This is a genomic window from Legionella gresilensis (genome assembly GCF_900639865.1).
In the GTDB taxonomy this organism is placed as follows: domain Bacteria; phylum Pseudomonadota; class Gammaproteobacteria; order Legionellales; family Legionellaceae; genus Legionella_C; species Legionella_C gresilensis.
Genome location: NZ_CAAAHX010000001.1, coordinates 95,461 through 110,759, shown reverse-complemented (window position 1 = coordinate 110,759; position 15,299 = coordinate 95,461). Strand labels below are relative to the sequence as shown.

Sequence of the window (15,299 nt, the reverse complement as noted above, 5' to 3'; positions counted from 1 at the left end):
GGAAAATATCATGTCGCATCAGTCCGTGTTGCTACACGAATCAATTGAAAGCTTAGCTATTAAAGCTGATGGTGTTTATATTGATGGAACGTTCGGCCGTGGTGGCCATAGTCAAGCTATTTTGGCGCACTTATCCTCTCAAGGTCGATTAATTGCCATTGATAAAGATCCACAAGCTGTAGAATTTGCGAACTGCCATTTCACTAACGACCCACGTTTTCAAATTTTTCAAGGTTCATTTGCCGACTTGCCTAAGTTTGCTAAACAAGCAAATGTTTATCAGCGAATCGATGGTATTTTACTAGATTTAGGGGTGTCATCACCGCAATTAGATGATGCTAATCGTGGCTTTAGCTTTATGCAAGCAGGTCCTTTAGATATGCGAATGGATATACAGCAGTCTTTGGATGCTGCTACTTATATTAATCATGCAAAACTAGATGATATGGCAAAAATATTTTGGGAATATGGTGAAGAGCGATTTGCACGTCGTATTGCTAAAGCAATTATTGATGCGCGAACACAGGCGCCTATTACCTCAACAACCCAACTTGCTGAAATCATTAAACAAGCTAATCCTAAATGGGAAAAACATAAACATCCGGCAACGCGAGTTTTTCAAGCGATTCGTATCCACATTAATAATGAGCTGGATGATCTAAAAAAAGGGCTTAAAAATGCTTTTGAAGTCTTGGGTAAGGGTGGGCGTTTAGTTGTTATCAGCTTTCACTCGTTAGAGGATAGAATCGTTAAGCAATTTATGCGTGATATGGAGATAGGACATCAGTTACCTTTTGATATTCCAATACGCGCGCAAGAGGAGTTGAAAAGTTTTAAACGCGTAGGAAAAGCAATTAAGCCTGAAGAGAAAGAAATTAGACAAAATATTCGCTCACGCAGTGCCATCCTAAGAATAGGAGAGAAAATTGTATGAACGCTGCAGCAAGAATAATTAATCAAAGTACACTATTTAATGGTCAATTATTTGCTATGCGTATTTCTAAAAAGCTTTGGCTTACCTTAATTCTGATGCTGCTTGTTTTATCAAGTGCGTTGGCAGTTATTTATACGACAAATGAGTATCGTACAAACTTTAGTGAATTGCAGAAGTTTGAGCAGCAAGCACATCAATTACAATTACAATGGGGCCAATTATTACTTGAGCAAGCAAGTCTTGCTACACCAGGGCGTGTAGAAGCACTGGCAAAACAAAAATTGCAAATGCGCCTTCCCGAAGATAAACAAACATTTGTATTACAGGCCAAATGAAAAAAAATGGACACCATTCTCGGTTAGCTACTGTATCAATCTTCTTTATAATGATTTTTGGTATCTTAGTTTGGAGGATACTTGATTTAACTGTGTTACATCGGCAATTTTTAAAAGGCCAAGGTGACGCTCGTAGTATACGTATTCAGGATATTCCGGCTTATCGAGGAATGATTACCGATAGACAAGGTATTCCACTTGCAGTTAGTACGCCTGTACAATCTGTTTGGGTTAATCCTAAAGAGTTCTCTCCTACTAAGGAGCAGCTTAATAAATTAGCAAAACTAATTAGTGTTAAATCGCAGACCTTATTAGAGCGCGTGAAGCAAGCAAATTCACGAGAGTTTCTTTATTTACAACGCCAATTACCACCGACATTAGCTAAAAAAATTGAGCAATTAAAAATTCCAGGCGTTAATTTTCAACAGGAATTTAAACGCTATTATCCTGAAGCAGATAGTGCAGCTCAGTTAATTGGGTTTACCAATATTGATGATGTAGGTATAGAAGGATTAGAGTTAGCTTATCAAGATTGGTTAATGGGCATACCTGGTAAAAAGCGTGTACTTAAAGATAAGATGGGTCGAGTTATCGAAGAATTAGGAATTATTAAGGAGCCACGTTCCGGACAGGATTTAGTATTAAGTATTGATAGACGAATTCAATATTTAGCCTATCATGAATTACAAAATACATTAGAAAAATTTTCTGCCAAGTCAGGGTCTGTTATTGTACTAGATACACAAACAGGGGAAATTTTAGCTGCTGCTAATTATCCTTCTTTTAATCCCAATGCACGTGGTCGTTATTCACGTGATAAATATCGTAATAAAGCGTTAACGGATGTTTTTGAACCAGGTTCTGTAATTAAGGCTTTTAGTATTGCTAGTGCTTTAAGTAGTGGTTTAGTAAAGCCAGAAACAATTATTGATACGCGGCCAAGCTGGATGGTTGTTCATGGACGAACTATTCGCGATATACATAATTATGGTGTATTAGATGTCACGGGTGTCTTACAACATTCGAGTAACGTAGGTGTTACGAAAATGATTCTTTTAAGTCCGCCTGAGCAATATATAGGTTTACTGCAACGTAGTGGTTTTGGCCAACGTACAGAAAGTAGTTATCCAGGTGAAAGTGATGGAAGTATCGTTAAAATTAAAGATGCTAATCCATTTGTTTTGGCCACTTTAAGTTTTGGTTATGGTTTATCAGTAACAGCTTTGCAATTAGCTAAAGGCTATTTAATCTTTGCAAACGGTGGTAAAACATTACCTGTAACACTTTTACATAAAGATAGTGCGGAAGAGGGACAACAAGTTATTGATGAAAAAACAGCTAATGACGTGTTGAATATGCTTGAGGCTGTTTTAGGAAATGCAGGCACAGGTAAATTAGCACGTATACCTGGTTATCGTGTAGCGGGAAAAACGGGTACCTCTCGTATTGCGGGCAAAAAAGGTTACCAGGAGAATAAACATATTGCTAGCTTTGTTGGTATTGCGCCTGTATCTCGCCCTAAATTAATTGTGGTTGTTGTTATTCATGAACCAACTCGTAATAGCTATTATGGTGCTGCGGTTGCTGCACCTCTTTTTGCGCAAGTCATGTCAGGCTCATTACGAATTTTAAATATTCCACCCGATAAAACAACAGGTTAACTGAGTTTATGAAATTAAATACATTACTTGCACCATGGATTAAAACATCACTACCAGAAGTAGAGATTTTAGGGATACATAATGATAGTCGTAAAATAAGCCAGGGGTTCTTATTCTGCGCTTATCCGGGTGTAGCAACAGATGGACGAGGGTATGCTGAACAAGCAATAAAAGCAGGTGCTATAGCCATTTTATATGAGCCAAAAGATTATACGCCCCCTAAAGAGCTTACTGCTAAAATTTGGATACCCTTTGCAAATTTAGCACAATATTTAGCAGCAATTGCGAACCGATTTTATGGAGAACCAAGTAAAAAATTACATCTTACCGGTGTAACAGGAACAAATGGTAAAACAACCATTGCCTATCAATTAGCGCAAGCTCATCAACTACTAGGACATCAATCTGCCTATATTGGGACAATTGGCCAAGGTAGAGTTGAGAATCTTATCTCATTAGATAATACGACGCCTGATGGCATTTGCCTACAAGAGCTTTTTTCTAATTATTTGGATAGCGGGATAGAACACGTTTGTATGGAAGTTTCTTCACATGCGCTAGCACAACAACGGGTAGATGAAGTTAATTTTGAGCAAGCCATTTTTACTAATCTCACTTTGGATCATCTTGATTATCATCAAACCATGGATGCTTATGCAGCAGCAAAAGCAAGATTATTTACCTACACTTCTCTTAAAACTGCTATTTTAAATTATGATGATGATTACTCTCAATTTATGCAAAAACACTTGAGCCCTACTTGTAAATACATTACTTATGGCTTAAATAAGGGCAGTGATATACGAGCACTCGATTGGCAAGTCACGATGGCAGGAACTGCAATCAACGTCCATTCTGCTTGGGGTAATGCACATTTAAAAATTCGCACCCTAGGTTACTTTAATATTTATAATGCATTAGCTGTGTTTACTAGCTTACTGGCTTGGGGTTATCCAATTGAACGTGTTACTTCTATTATGGCTAAGTTGTCTCCATCGCCAGGCCGGATGGAAGTAGTTAACCAAGCGCCATGTATCGTCGTTGATTATGCACATACGCCTGATGCATTAGAAAATGTCTTAAAGACATTAGCTCATGTTAAAGAAGGGCGTTTAATCGTTGTTTTTGGTTGTGGTGGAGATAGAGATAAATCAAAACGCCCTATTATGGGGGCTATAGCAGCTCGTTATGCTGATATTGCTATTATTACAAGTGATAATCCACGTACAGAAGATCCCGAGCAGATCATTACAGAAATTAAGCAAGGCATTACAGCTAATGATGCAGCTATACATCAAGTAACAGATAGAAAGTCGGCTATTGGTAAAGCAATTAGTTTGGCAGGTCCAAAAGATATCATTTTAATTGCTGGTAAAGGCCATGAAGATTACCAGCAAATTGGGCATATTAAGTACCCATTTTCAGATCAACTGATAGTCAAACAGATGATTAGATCTCGGAGTGAGTTAAATAATCAAGGATAAATCTGTTTGTTTATATTCTGGCTCAATTATCATTTCTCATCTATCTATATTTTAGGGCTTGACCGTGCCGCGGCGCTTACAACACAATAGCCCAGTTTGAAAATAAAATGGGAATTGCCCAATCATCAGGATAAGACCTTCAAAGGTAAATAACTATATTAGCTGAAATATAAAAGTACCTTTATATTTATTTACAGTAATTTTTTCTTGGGCAACAGAGGCTACATAAAATTTTCTTATTGGGGCCAGATGTCGGATATAAGACTGCAATTGTAACCTTTTAAACTAAATGATGCTTATTCTTTGATAATATGGGCGAGTTCATATAAGACTAATATTTAAAAATTACTTGAGCTTTTTCAGCATCTAATTGCTTATTTTTATGGAAGATTTCTAATACTAAATATGTGTCATTAGGAGTAAAAAATAAAAATTTCAAATCTAGATGATATTCGGAAAAATATTTTAGCGTTTTACTAAGTCTAATTAGAACCTTAACCAGACTTAACTTAGAAATAAACTGAGGAATCTTACTTGAAATGCAACAAATCCCTTCTGTAAGCCACTATTTCAGATCATCAAATAATGCTTATTGTCAGTCCAGGTGCTAGTGAAGCCATTACGCTTTATCTCTCATAAATCGTTGTGCGGTGGTCCTTTAATAGTCTTGCTATCTTTGACTTATACTTTCTCTTATAGAGGCAAGATACAAGCGAGTACATTTATGCCAAAAGACCACGAAAAACCATTTTTTACTTTTGACTACCTACTTCGGGATCCTAATAAAAAAATGATCCAAGATACCAAATAAAACGACAAGCTCCACATTCGAATGAAGATGAAGTAAAGAATTTTGATAAGTGTTCAGCAATTTTTAAAACGCTCTATGAACTGATGAAAAATAATCAACCCTTAGAAAGTCTTAATCAAACTAATAAGTTTAAATTTGAACAAGGTAGTTTTTGGGTTAATGAAACTGATAATTCAGGACAAACACTACTTCATTATGCAGTTCGATTTAAGCGCGATGACATAATTGATTCTTTATTATATAAAGGAGCGAATCCAAACCTTCCTAATATTCAATCTAAGAAGCCCATGGATTATGCTGACGATAATATAAAACGAAAGCATCCTGATCTGACAAAAGTTAATCAGCCACAAGGCCATTCTGGCCCCCGCGTTTAATGCGGATTAAGTCAAGGTAATAATTACTTTGTGGGCAAATAAATTTATATTTGAAGTAAAAGTAATTCTCTTCCGCCTCTAGTATTATTTTTTGAGTTTCTTTTTCTTAGTAATTATTATGTAATAGACCTAAAATTTAGGATATTTAAAATACGATAGATTTTTTAACAGCCATAAATAAGTATATCTAATTAAATAAGACTAAGCTGCTGTTATTTAATAACCCTCCCTGGTAATTAATCACAATTTATATAGTAAAAGTGTTGGTAAATGACTCTTCAGGTATAAATCCGAATTTGTTATCTACACCAGAGGCTCTATCAATAAATTGTTGTAGCATGGCTGTTATATTTAACAATTCACTTTGACCTTGGATTTGTACTGGTGAGTTAGTTAGTTTTTTAAAATCATTATTAGCGAAAAGAGATTGATTTGAGCGGTATGTTTTTTCATTGATATCTGTACTACCACCAAAGAACGTTCCTTGATAACTAAGAGAGACTGTTGAGCTATTTAGGAGCTTTAGATCCACATCATCTATTTTTTGCTTTTCATCAAGCGTAATTTGCTTGGACCGGTTAATATCTTTTCTAACTTCCTCAATGAATTCTTGAATAGATTTTATGAATTCATCAGGATTTTGAATAATTTTTTTTGCTAATACGTGACTTATTTTATTACGACTTTTAGCAAGCTGTATATTTGCATTTTCACCAAGTTGTAGCGCGCCATTTGTTTGTTCTAAGAGCATATTTGCAAAAAATTCATTGATATCCGCAATTTTTGTTCTAATTTCTTTTAATTGTGGAAAACTAGTTGAGTGCTTATCTAAAGAAGCTAAAAAAGTTTTTGTAGTCTGATAACAACTTTTAACTTTAACCAAGGGATTATTTTTTAAGGCATCAAAAGTGGGATCGAATGCGGCAAAAGTGCTTAGATAATCTGTAAGATTTACTTTCATCATTATTCCAAATAAATTAAATTTAGGCTTAAATGTTTATCGTACGTCTTAACATACGCAAAAACGAATAATTTTATCACTCTGATTTATATTTATTCAAATGTATTTTATTAAATTAAAGAAACAAAATACTCCTAAATTTTGATTATGAGTCGACCCTTTGCAATTATCCTACATACTTTTATCCTTCATGCCTATAAACTCTAGAAAAAAAGAAGAAAATGAGTTTTGATTAATACATAGCCAGTTTAGGACGGACCTTGGCCTGAATTCCATATAATTTTAATAAATTAAGTTTACAATATAAGTTTCATTGCTGTTAAAAATTAGTATCTGAGAATGTTAATTTAAGTAGAATTTAATAATCGAAATATGTGTTTTTGGGACGCTTTTATATTATTCAACCTCATACTTACCTTATGCCATAATCAAGATATCTTTGCTTATACAATAGCGACTAGGAATTTTTATTATGAATGTGATCTCCAATGTATTATTTAAATTTGCAAACAGCTTTAACCTCAAAGATTGGGCTGGGTTAGTAAGTACATTGATGGATCAGGTTGATTGTGATTATAAGGATTTGCGAGGAAAGACAGATAGCTATACTAAAACCGAGTATGTTAATTCAAGAAAAGAAGCATTAAGTCACTTAAAAACACAGCATCTATTTTCAAATTTAGAAATCAGATGTGAAAAAGAATATTCGTACTGCAGATTAAGTGCGGTTATTTATAGACAAGATAAAGATGGCAAAAAATTTAATTCTCATGTTATTTATAATTTTGAATTAACCAGATTATTTAACAATGAATGGAAAATTCATAAAATAAAACAGGTTGTTTTATGGAATGAAGGTGATTCTACAATATACAGAGTTTGCGAACTGAATTTAAGGGTAGATTTATAATTTTTGATAAGCCAGTTGATGCGTTCAGAAACCCATCTTTTATTGAAATTAACTGCCTAACAGTATAGGTAAGCTAGATTTATTTAATTATTTTAATAATTTCTTATATTAATATCTCAATTATCTTTTTGGTAAATAGATATTACGTTTAAATTTTCAAGTTTTGCTTTGGCAATAAAAATAGGCTTAGCCTCAGACTTAAAATAATTGTTTTAAATATCTTAAAAGAAAGAGTTTTTCATAATCAAAAGTAATTTCTAACTTAAAAGTGGCCATAAAAATTCTGGTAATAGTGATTGGAAAACGGAGAAATCATGTCGTTTTTGATGTGCCTTGCGCAACTTAAGAAAGCACTCTCTTATATTGACTGCTTCTTTTAAGACAATTGTTTCATCCATAGGATTATAGAGTGCCAAAATATAGTCTTGCCAATTTGTTGCTGATTTAAAGTCAGGCATTTTTGGTAAAGAAAGAGAAGGAGAATAGTGGGGGAGAGGTAAGTGTAAGGCCTGATGAAGTTTTTGACTTACTTGAACAACAGCATTAAATTTAGCCTCTATACTATGGCCAGCAATATGAGGTGTACAAAGGTAAGCTAACTTAACTATGTCAGGATTAATATTGGGTTCATTAGAAAATACATCAGTACAGTAAAAAATTTCTAAATACTGACTCTTGAGCGCTGCTTCATCAACTATTCCACCACGAGAGGCATTAATAATAGCTGTATTAGGTTTTAATCGAGCTATTATTGATTCAGAAATTAAATGTCTACTAGGAAAGGGTGAGTTATTATGTAAGTTAGCGTGAATGCAAATTAAATCGCAGTCTAAGATTTCGTTAAGTGATGCGCTATAAAATTTTTTATCAACTAATGCCTTAGGCGGATCATAATTAACCATATCAAAGTTAAGAGCTTGTAAACGCTTAGCAACTTTAGAGCCGACAGCACCAAAACCAATAATCCCTGCCTTTTGGCCTTGAAAAGAAGTATATTTTTGTAGATAAGCGATAGTTGCAATAACATAATCTGCTACAGCGCCTGCGTTACTACCCTTAGCATCAATAAGTGTTATATTTTTTTGCTTAAGAAAAATTTCATCAATGTGATCAGTACCGCTACTTGCTGTAGCCACAAAGGATATGGAAGAGTCTTTTAATAGTTCCTTTGTTACTTTCAAGGTTGAACGACATAATAAAATATCTTGCTTTGCTAGTAAGCGACTAATGTCATCTTGCTGGTGATAAAGGGTGATTTTAAATGGTGGTGGAAATGCTGTCATTAAACCTGGTAAGGAAGCATCAGCTAAAATATTCATATATTAAAAAGGGCACTTAATGCTGCTAAAGACCAATTAATCGGTGGAGAAATAATCCAACTTAAAATACCAGTGATTAATAACAGTAGAATAATGAAAAAACCATAGGGTTCGAGTTTTTGATACATAATTGCTTGTCTTATAGGCAATAAGCCTGCAACAATACGACTACCATCGAGAGGAGGTACTGGTATTAAATTCAAAAAAGTGAGTAACAAATTAATGATAATCCCAGCCTTGCTAGCTAGAATTAAAAATAAGCCAATCGTGGATGTTTGCGGGTTAAGTGATAATCCTATTTTAAAAAGACCGGCCCAAAAAATTGCCATAAGAAAATTAATTAAGGGTCCAGCTGCTGTAACCAAAATTACATCACGTTTAGGATTTTTTAATTGACCTGCATTAATTGGAACCGGTTTTGCCCAGCCAAAAACAAAGGTAAAATTACTTAAAGCGAGGGTGAGAAGTGGAACAATGATTGTTCCAATAAGTTCGATATGTTTCACTGGGTTAAAACTTACCCGTCCTAACATCTTAGCTGTTGTATCGCCAAGTCGATAGGCAACCCAAGCATGAGCTGCTTCGTGAAGAGTAATAGCGAATAAAACAGGAATAATCCAAACTGCAATTTGTTGTATAATAGTTAATTCTGGCATCAGAGTAATGCAGTATAAAACAAACAAACATTCTAACTAGTCTTTTAAGATATAGCTAGTATTTCCAACACTGGTCTTATATTATACGCATCATTAGAGCATATTTATAGAATTAGGCATTTGGTTTTGGAAAAGATTAAAGTTAGCTTCTTTTTATTGCTTTTCTCATTGCTATTATTTGCTTCAGGTATAACTAAAATACCGGTGATCGATCGCGATGAAGCACACTTTGCCCAAGCAAGTAAGCAGATGATGCAAGTAGGCAATTATTTTCAAATTCGTTTCCAAGATAAAACGCGATTCCAAAAGCCGCCTGGAATTAATTGGTTACAGGCACTGAGTGTAAAGCTATTAAGTGATAGTAATACACACCAAATTTGGCCTTATCGTATTCCTTCAGTATTAGGCGCATTTTTAGCAATTTTGTTTACCTATCTTTTTGCAAGCCGATTTTTAGGTTCAATGACAGCTGCATTGGCTGCCAGCCTACTTGCCTCTTCCCTTTTATTAATAGTAGAGGCGCATATGGCAGTGATTGATGCAACACTGCTTTTTTCTGTTGTATTGATGCAAGGAGCTTTATGGCATATTTATCAGTCTTATAAGGAGCAAAGAAAAATAGGTTGGGTTTGGCCTTTATGTTTCTGGTTTGCTATGGCTTTTGGGATCGCCTTAAAAGGCGTGACTCCTTTAGTAGGTTTATTAACTATTCTAGCTTTATGTTTAGTCGATAAAGATTTATCTTGGTTGCGGCAATTAAAGTTTTTACAAGGGTTGTTCTTAGTAATCGTTCTAACTGCAGTTTGGTTAATATTAGTTAATAAAGCTGAACAAAGTAATTATTTATTGCAAATGTTTAATAAGGATTTGCTACCAAAATTAAAGGGCGGACACGAGTCTCACGGTAAGCCACCTTTATTTCATTTAGCTATGTTACCTATAACATTTTGGCCTTCTTCTTTATTTTTAGGGCTTGGTGGAATTTATGCCTGGAAAAATCGGACTACAAATCAGATTAAATTTTTATTGGCTTGGTTTGTACCTTCTTGGATTTTCTTTGAATGCATGCCAACAAAACTGCCACAATATGTTATGCCTTTATTTCCAGCCCTAGCTATTTTATGCGCATTAGCAATTAAGGAATATGCTTATGCGTTAACAAACAAATGGTTAAGGCTTTTACAATATCTTTGGTTAATATTATCTATTATCCTTGGCTTAGTTTTAATGTTAATAACCTATTGGGTGAACGGAAGATTAAGCATAAGTGGTGTTATTATAAGCGGGGCTATTGTCATTTTTTCCAGTAGTGCAATTTATTTTAGTCGGCAAGGTAAATTAAATAAAAGCCTAATAAGCAATTTTATTATGGCAATGGTTGTTTTTCCGCTTATTTTTAATAATTTATTGCCTTCTTTAAAGCCAGTGTGGCTTACTCATACGATAGCGCAACTTGTTGACAAGGTCAGAATTGACAATAGTATGCCATTATTAGTTGTAGGTTTTGAAGAACCAAGTTTAGTTTTTAATCTCGATACAAAATCCGTTCGCTTTGTTGATTTTAATACAGCTATTACGCAATTACTTACTAATCCTAAGCAGCTAGCTATCTTTGATGATAGAGTATTACAAGCTTGGCCTTATCCCTTAGATAAAATAAAAATTTTGGCTCAAACAAGAGGATTTAATTACAGTAAAGGACGCTGGGTAAAATTATTGCTTATAGGACAAGAGACGGGAGAAACTCTAAATGGCACCATTTAATCGATTAATTTTAATTATGACTAGGCCATGGGTTATTATGGCTTATATATTAATTGTTACGGTGCTCTTTCTCTACGTTGATAAGCCTCTAGCGGAATATTTAGCTTTACAAAATTTTCGTATCAATCTTATCTTTCTTAACCATTTCACTAAACTTGGCTTAGGATTAACTTATTTTATTACTTTCTTTTTAGGTATTCTTTATTTTAGGTATATTAAGGTTAATCGTATTTGGGAAGCACGTATGTGTTTTCTTTGGCTTTGTGTTGTTGTAAGTAGCATATTTTGCGGTATTTTAAAAGTTCTATTTAGCCGCGCTCGTCCCGATATGTGGTTTAATGGTCATTATTATGGTTTTTACTGGCTGAAGGCTAACGCCCCTTTTTGGTCTTTTCCATCAGGGCATACAACCAATATTATGGCTATTGCTTTTGGTTTGTGTGTTCTTTTCCCACGTTATTTTTATGCTTTTCTACTGGTTGGCTTCTCCGTTGCCTTTTCACGTGTCTTGTTAATTCATCATTATTTTAGTGATATAGTAACGGGTACCTATTTATCTTTACTCAGTGTTGGTCTAATACTTTGGATTTTACGTAAAAAAACTTGGCTGGAACCTGTTTGGCGAGATACGGTATACTAGTTATTATTTTGTTTAGGAAGGATGTTTTGAATAAGTTAACTTATTTATCTGTTATTATTCCGGTATATAATGAAGTCGACAATGTTGAGCATTTATATAAGGAAATTGTGCAAGCGTTACCTGCAGAGCAATTTGTTTTTGAAGTTATTTTCGTTGACGATGGTAGTACTGATGGCACGGTAAAACGCCTAGAAGCTTTGGCGAAAGAAAATGCTTCGTTACGTCTTGTATGTCATAAACATAATTATGGACAAAGTGCAGGTTTAGTTAGTGGTGCTAAAGCAGCACAGTTTCCAATATTAGTGACTTTAGATGGCGATGGTCAAAATGATCCTAAGGATATTCCTCTCTTATTTAATTATTTATCCAATGATAAAACAGTAGTATTAGGAAACCGAAAAAAACGTGATGATAATTACCTGCGTAAAATTTCTTCAATTATAGGTAATAAAGTACGTCAATCTTTATTAAATGATCAATGTCCTGACACAGGATGTAGCCTTAAGCTTTTTCCACGTGATGGGTTTTTAAATTTACCTCATTTCAATCATCTACATCGATTTTTACCGGCTTTATTTAAACGAGCAGGTTATACATTAGTTAATGTTCCTGTAAACCACCGGCCACGTTGGCATGGGGTATCTAAGTATGGTGTAATGAATAGGTTGTTTGTAGGTATCCATGATTTAATAGGTGTGCGTTGGCTGTTAAAACGCCCCTGCGCTCCGGAGATTTCTAATAATGAATAAAGATTATATTTGGCTGACAATTGGTTTAATTGGCCAAGGTATCTTTTCAGCACGTTTCATTGTTCAATGGTTAGTAAGTGAAAGAGAAAAAAGAAGTGTTATTCCAGTTGCTTTTTGGTATTTAAGCCTCTTAGGCGGGATTACACTATTTATGTATGCTGTTTATAAACGTGATCCTGTTTTTATCATTGGCCAGTTTAGTGGCGTTTTTATTTATTCACGCAATTTATATCTTATTACTAGAGAACGTGCATCTCGGTTAAATAAAAATACGGTGTCTATCTAATTCACCTTCCCAATAGGCAAGGCAATATTACCGTAACGCACAAGACATGAAAGTAAATTGGTTTCTTTAATTTATTTATGTTTAACTTGGATCCTGTACAAATGCTTCGCATTTTACGGAATAACGTTCGTTTAGGATTTATAAATTAATAAATAATTTTTACTGTTTCAATAAGTGGATTATATTAGAATAATTATCGGTCCATAACATGGCCTTTTGATTAGTAACAAGCTTCCACCCGTCATGTTTTTGCAATACTGTTCCTACAAATTGTTTATTTGAAGTTAGCAAAACCCACTCCGAAGCTAACTGCCCCTTTTTAGGATCACCTACATCATTTTTATTAAGCACAGTCCAATCTAATTTTTGCCCTATAGCAGTTAAAATAGGTAATAAATTTAGATGACGATTACTGATGTGTACTAATAAGAGGCCATAGTTAGACAGTATGTGCTTATAAAGCTGAAATGCTTCATAAGTTAAAAGATGCGTAGGAATTGCATCTGAAGAAAAAGCATCAATAACTAATAAATCTAAGCTAGCTTTTGCTCTTTGCCGTAAAACCAATCGCCCATCTCCTTGCGTAAGCAAAGGTTTAGCCGAGCAATTTTGCAAATAAGTAAAAAAATAAGGATTGCTAGCAATGTTAATAACTTGTTCATCGATATCAACCACTTCAATAATGTCAGAAGGTCTAAATTGACAAACCATTGTTCCAGTTCCAAGCCCAATAATCATAGTTCGTAGGCTTGGATATTGTTGTTGTAATAAATGAATAATAGAGGCCGGCGGGCCATAATAGGATGTTGCGCCTAAACTACCCGTAGGGAGATCAAATAATTGTAAGCCGTGTATTGTGCTTTGGCTAATTAAAGCATGACCATGAGGTGTTTTTACAACTTGCTTAATCCCATAAAAATTACGTTGTTGGGTTAGAATTGGTAAATGCTTAAACCAAGGACTAAAGATAAAAATAAAAAGGATCAAAATTGATAGGCAAAGGCTTAAGCGGCTTCGAGTCCAAGTAAAGATTATAAATAATGAAAAGATCTCAGCTACATAATATTTTCTAAGCCAACTTAACCACGCAACGTTGGATAAGAGGTAAGAGCCAATTAAAAGACCGATTATAATTATGGGTACTCGATTCAAGCCTCTCATTGGCATAGGAAGACATAGAAAGGATAGCGCAAAGACTAAAGGATATTCATAAGGACCATTAAAAATCCGTGGTGCCAATACACCATTAAATAAACCAGCTAACACCCCTCCTAAAGCTATGCATAAATAAAAACTGGTTAGCTCTGAAGCTATAGGACGACGGCGTATTAATTCACCATGACAAAGCAGAGCAATAACAAAAAAGCCAATTAAATGAATGGTAATCGATTGAAAAGAGAATAAATTACTCGGCCCAATAATAAATGCTAAGATCGGAAAAACAGCAAAAATAAGTATATTACTTGTTATCCATTGATGAGATATTATAGGTTTTTGTGCGAAAGTAATAATAAAACTTACTAGGTAAAGCGCTAAAGGAACTACCCAGAATAAAGGTGTTGCTGCTATATCCGTTGATATATAAAACGTTACGCCTAGCATTAAACTACAAGGAACAAAACTGTAGCCTATCCAGGAAGTCAGTTGAGTGAGAGAAATAAAATTTTGTTTGACACTTGTTTTACTGATATGAGAAAAAGGGACAATTAATAAAATGACAGTAAGCGATACAAGGTAAATAGTAAAACCTATTCGCCAAAATTTATATTGAATATCTAGCCCAATCCACCATTCAATAAAACCAGGATAACTAACTAAAGCAGCTAAGCTACCAAAATTACTAGCAACATATAGAAAATAAGGATCAGTGGCCCTTTTAATTTTCGTGCAACTAAAAACATATTGTAGTAAGGGCGACGCTGAAGCAATCGTTAATAATGGTAAACCTAATTTTAGAAATAACTCTTTTAAAATAAATAAATCAGGAGAGTTAGCTAGTTTACTTGTTTCAGGTGTAAGGTTTAAAGGTAGATATAAAAAACTTATTAATGAGGTTGTTAAATAAATTAGTCGCCAATACCAGCGACTACCAAAGTAACTTAATACCCAAGCGTAACCGTAACCTAATAGCAGTATTGCCTGAAAAAATAACATACAGACAGTCCATACAGCTGGCGTTCCACCATATATAGGCAATAGATTTTTAGCAACCATTGGTTGAATTAAGAATAATAAGAAAGCACTTAAAAATAAACTTAAAGAAAATAGTAATTGAATCAAAGTAAAATCCGTTTTAATTCTTAAATCAAACAATCTAAACTACCTTTAGCAAGCTCATCTTACTATTTAAAGTAGATTGTTGCTTAACTTAAGCTGTATTAGTTCCGCTGTAATCTAAATATCATTTGCTAA

Annotated in this window: 14 protein-coding genes; 10 read left to right on the top strand and 4 right to left on the bottom strand. The window is 34.3% G+C overall.

The features are described from left to right. The first annotated feature begins 7 nt into the window (after nt 1-7). The 5 genes from rsmH to E1P04_RS00425 all read left to right on the top strand — a co-directional run bounded on the left by rsmH (nt 8) and on the right by E1P04_RS00425 (nt 5,602). On the top strand, nt 8-934 hold the full coding sequence (gene rsmH, locus E1P04_RS00445; RefSeq protein ID WP_131780969.1) for a 16S rRNA (cytosine(1402)-N(4))-methyltransferase RsmH: 927 nt from the start codon (nt 8-10) through the stop codon (nt 932-934). Then, on the top strand, nt 931-1,269 hold the full coding sequence (gene ftsL / locus E1P04_RS00440; RefSeq protein WP_131780968.1) for a cell division protein FtsL: 339 nt from the start codon (nt 931-933) through the stop codon (nt 1,267-1,269). Before rsmH ends, ftsL begins: the two co-directional genes overlap by 4 nt. Then, nucleotides 1,266-2,930, top strand: a complete 1,665-nt coding sequence (locus E1P04_RS00435; RefSeq protein WP_131780967.1) for a peptidoglycan D,D-transpeptidase FtsI family protein — start codon at nt 1,266-1,268, stop codon at nt 2,928-2,930. Before ftsL ends, E1P04_RS00435 begins: the two co-directional genes overlap by 4 nt. Before the next feature lie 8 nt (nt 2,931-2,938). Beyond that, nucleotides 2,939-4,414 (top strand): UDP-N-acetylmuramoyl-L-alanyl-D-glutamate--2,6-diaminopimelate ligase, encoded by a 1,476-nt coding sequence (locus tag E1P04_RS00430; RefSeq protein WP_131780966.1) that lies wholly within the window; start codon nt 2,939-2,941, stop codon nt 4,412-4,414. Between the two features lie 894 nt (nt 4,415-5,308). After that, nucleotides 5,309-5,602 (top strand): ankyrin repeat domain-containing protein, encoded by a 294-nt coding sequence (locus E1P04_RS00425; RefSeq protein ID WP_131780965.1) that lies wholly within the window; start codon nt 5,309-5,311, stop codon nt 5,600-5,602. Between the two features lie 247 nt (nt 5,603-5,849). Here E1P04_RS00425 and E1P04_RS00420 read toward each other — a convergent pair whose 3' ends face one another. Then, entirely contained in the window at nt 5,850-6,563 is a 714-nt protein-coding gene (locus E1P04_RS00420) for a hypothetical protein (protein ID WP_165482640.1), read from the bottom strand. A gap of 472 nt (nt 6,564-7,035) precedes the next feature. Here E1P04_RS00420 and E1P04_RS00415 point away from each other — a divergent pair, with 472 nt between their 5' ends. Beyond that, entirely contained in the window at nt 7,036-7,473 is a 438-nt protein-coding gene (locus E1P04_RS00415) for a nuclear transport factor 2 family protein (protein ID WP_131780963.1), read from the top strand. A gap of 257 nt (nt 7,474-7,730) precedes the next feature. On the opposite strand, the gene E1P04_RS00410 is transcribed toward E1P04_RS00415, so the two are convergent. Further along, complete coding sequence (locus E1P04_RS00410; protein ID WP_131780962.1) at nt 7,731-8,792, bottom strand: 4-phosphoerythronate dehydrogenase; 1,062 nt, start codon at nt 8,790-8,792, stop codon at nt 7,731-7,733. Further along, complete coding sequence (locus E1P04_RS00405) at nt 8,789-9,448, bottom strand: site-2 protease family protein (RefSeq protein ID WP_131780961.1); 660 nt, start codon at nt 9,446-9,448, stop codon at nt 8,789-8,791. Before E1P04_RS00405 ends, E1P04_RS00410 begins: the two co-directional genes overlap by 4 nt. Before the next feature lie 126 nt (nt 9,449-9,574). Here E1P04_RS00405 and E1P04_RS00400 point away from each other — a divergent pair, with 126 nt between their 5' ends. The 4 genes from E1P04_RS00400 to E1P04_RS00385 are packed head-to-tail and all read left to right on the top strand — an operon-like array spanning nt 9,575 to nt 12,887. Next, the gene (locus tag E1P04_RS00400) at nt 9,575-11,212 is read left to right on the top strand and encodes an ArnT family glycosyltransferase (RefSeq protein ID WP_131780960.1); all 1,638 of its coding nucleotides are present in this window, start codon (nt 9,575-9,577) and stop codon (nt 11,210-11,212) included. Then, complete coding sequence (locus E1P04_RS00395) at nt 11,199-11,852, top strand: phosphatase PAP2 family protein (protein WP_131780959.1); 654 nt, start codon at nt 11,199-11,201, stop codon at nt 11,850-11,852. The genes E1P04_RS00400 and E1P04_RS00395 overlap by 14 nt, the downstream gene beginning before the upstream one ends. Nucleotides 11,853-11,878: 26 nt before the next feature. Next, the gene (locus tag E1P04_RS00390; RefSeq protein ID WP_131780958.1) at nt 11,879-12,601 is read left to right on the top strand and encodes a glycosyltransferase family 2 protein; all 723 of its coding nucleotides are present in this window, start codon (nt 11,879-11,881) and stop codon (nt 12,599-12,601) included. Then, nucleotides 12,594-12,887 carry a lipid-A-disaccharide synthase N-terminal domain-containing protein gene (locus E1P04_RS00385; protein ID WP_115330406.1) on the top strand — a complete coding sequence of 98 codons (294 nt, stop codon included), beginning with the start codon at nt 12,594-12,596 and terminating at the stop codon, nt 12,885-12,887. The genes E1P04_RS00390 and E1P04_RS00385 overlap by 8 nt, the downstream gene beginning before the upstream one ends. A gap of 159 nt (nt 12,888-13,046) precedes the next feature. Here E1P04_RS00385 and E1P04_RS00380 read toward each other — a convergent pair whose 3' ends face one another. Further along, on the bottom strand, nt 13,047-15,200 hold the full coding sequence (locus E1P04_RS00380; protein WP_242604356.1) for a spermidine synthase: 2,154 nt from the start codon (nt 15,198-15,200) through the stop codon (nt 13,047-13,049). Between the last annotated feature and the right edge of the window lie 99 nt (nt 15,201-15,299).

Bases quoted from the DNA above. Each gene is read 5' to 3' on its own strand.
- E1P04_RS00425 (WP_131780965.1), top strand. From the start codon at position 5,309: ATGAAAAATAATCAACCCTTAGAAAGTCTTAATCAAACTAATAAGTTT.
- E1P04_RS00420 (WP_165482640.1), bottom strand. From the start codon at position 6,563: ATGAAAGTAAATCTTACAGATTATCTAAGCACTTTTGCCGCATTCGAT.
- E1P04_RS00395 (WP_131780959.1), top strand. From the start codon at position 11,199: ATGGCACCATTTAATCGATTAATTTTAATTATGACTAGGCCATGGGTT.
- E1P04_RS00410 (WP_131780962.1), bottom strand. From the start codon at position 8,792: ATGAATATTTTAGCTGATGCTTCCTTACCAGGTTTAATGACAGCATTT.
- E1P04_RS00385 (WP_115330406.1), top strand. From the start codon at position 12,594: ATGAATAAAGATTATATTTGGCTGACAATTGGTTTAATTGGCCAAGGT.
- ftsL (WP_131780968.1), top strand. From the start codon at position 931: ATGAACGCTGCAGCAAGAATAATTAATCAAAGTACACTATTTAATGGT.
- E1P04_RS00405 (WP_131780961.1), bottom strand. From the start codon at position 9,448: ATGCCAGAATTAACTATTATACAACAAATTGCAGTTTGGATTATTCCT.
- E1P04_RS00435 (WP_131780967.1), top strand. From the start codon at position 1,266: ATGAAAAAAAATGGACACCATTCTCGGTTAGCTACTGTATCAATCTTC.
- E1P04_RS00415 (WP_131780963.1), top strand. From the start codon at position 7,036: ATGAATGTGATCTCCAATGTATTATTTAAATTTGCAAACAGCTTTAAC.
- E1P04_RS00430 (WP_131780966.1), top strand. From the start codon at position 2,939: ATGAAATTAAATACATTACTTGCACCATGGATTAAAACATCACTACCA.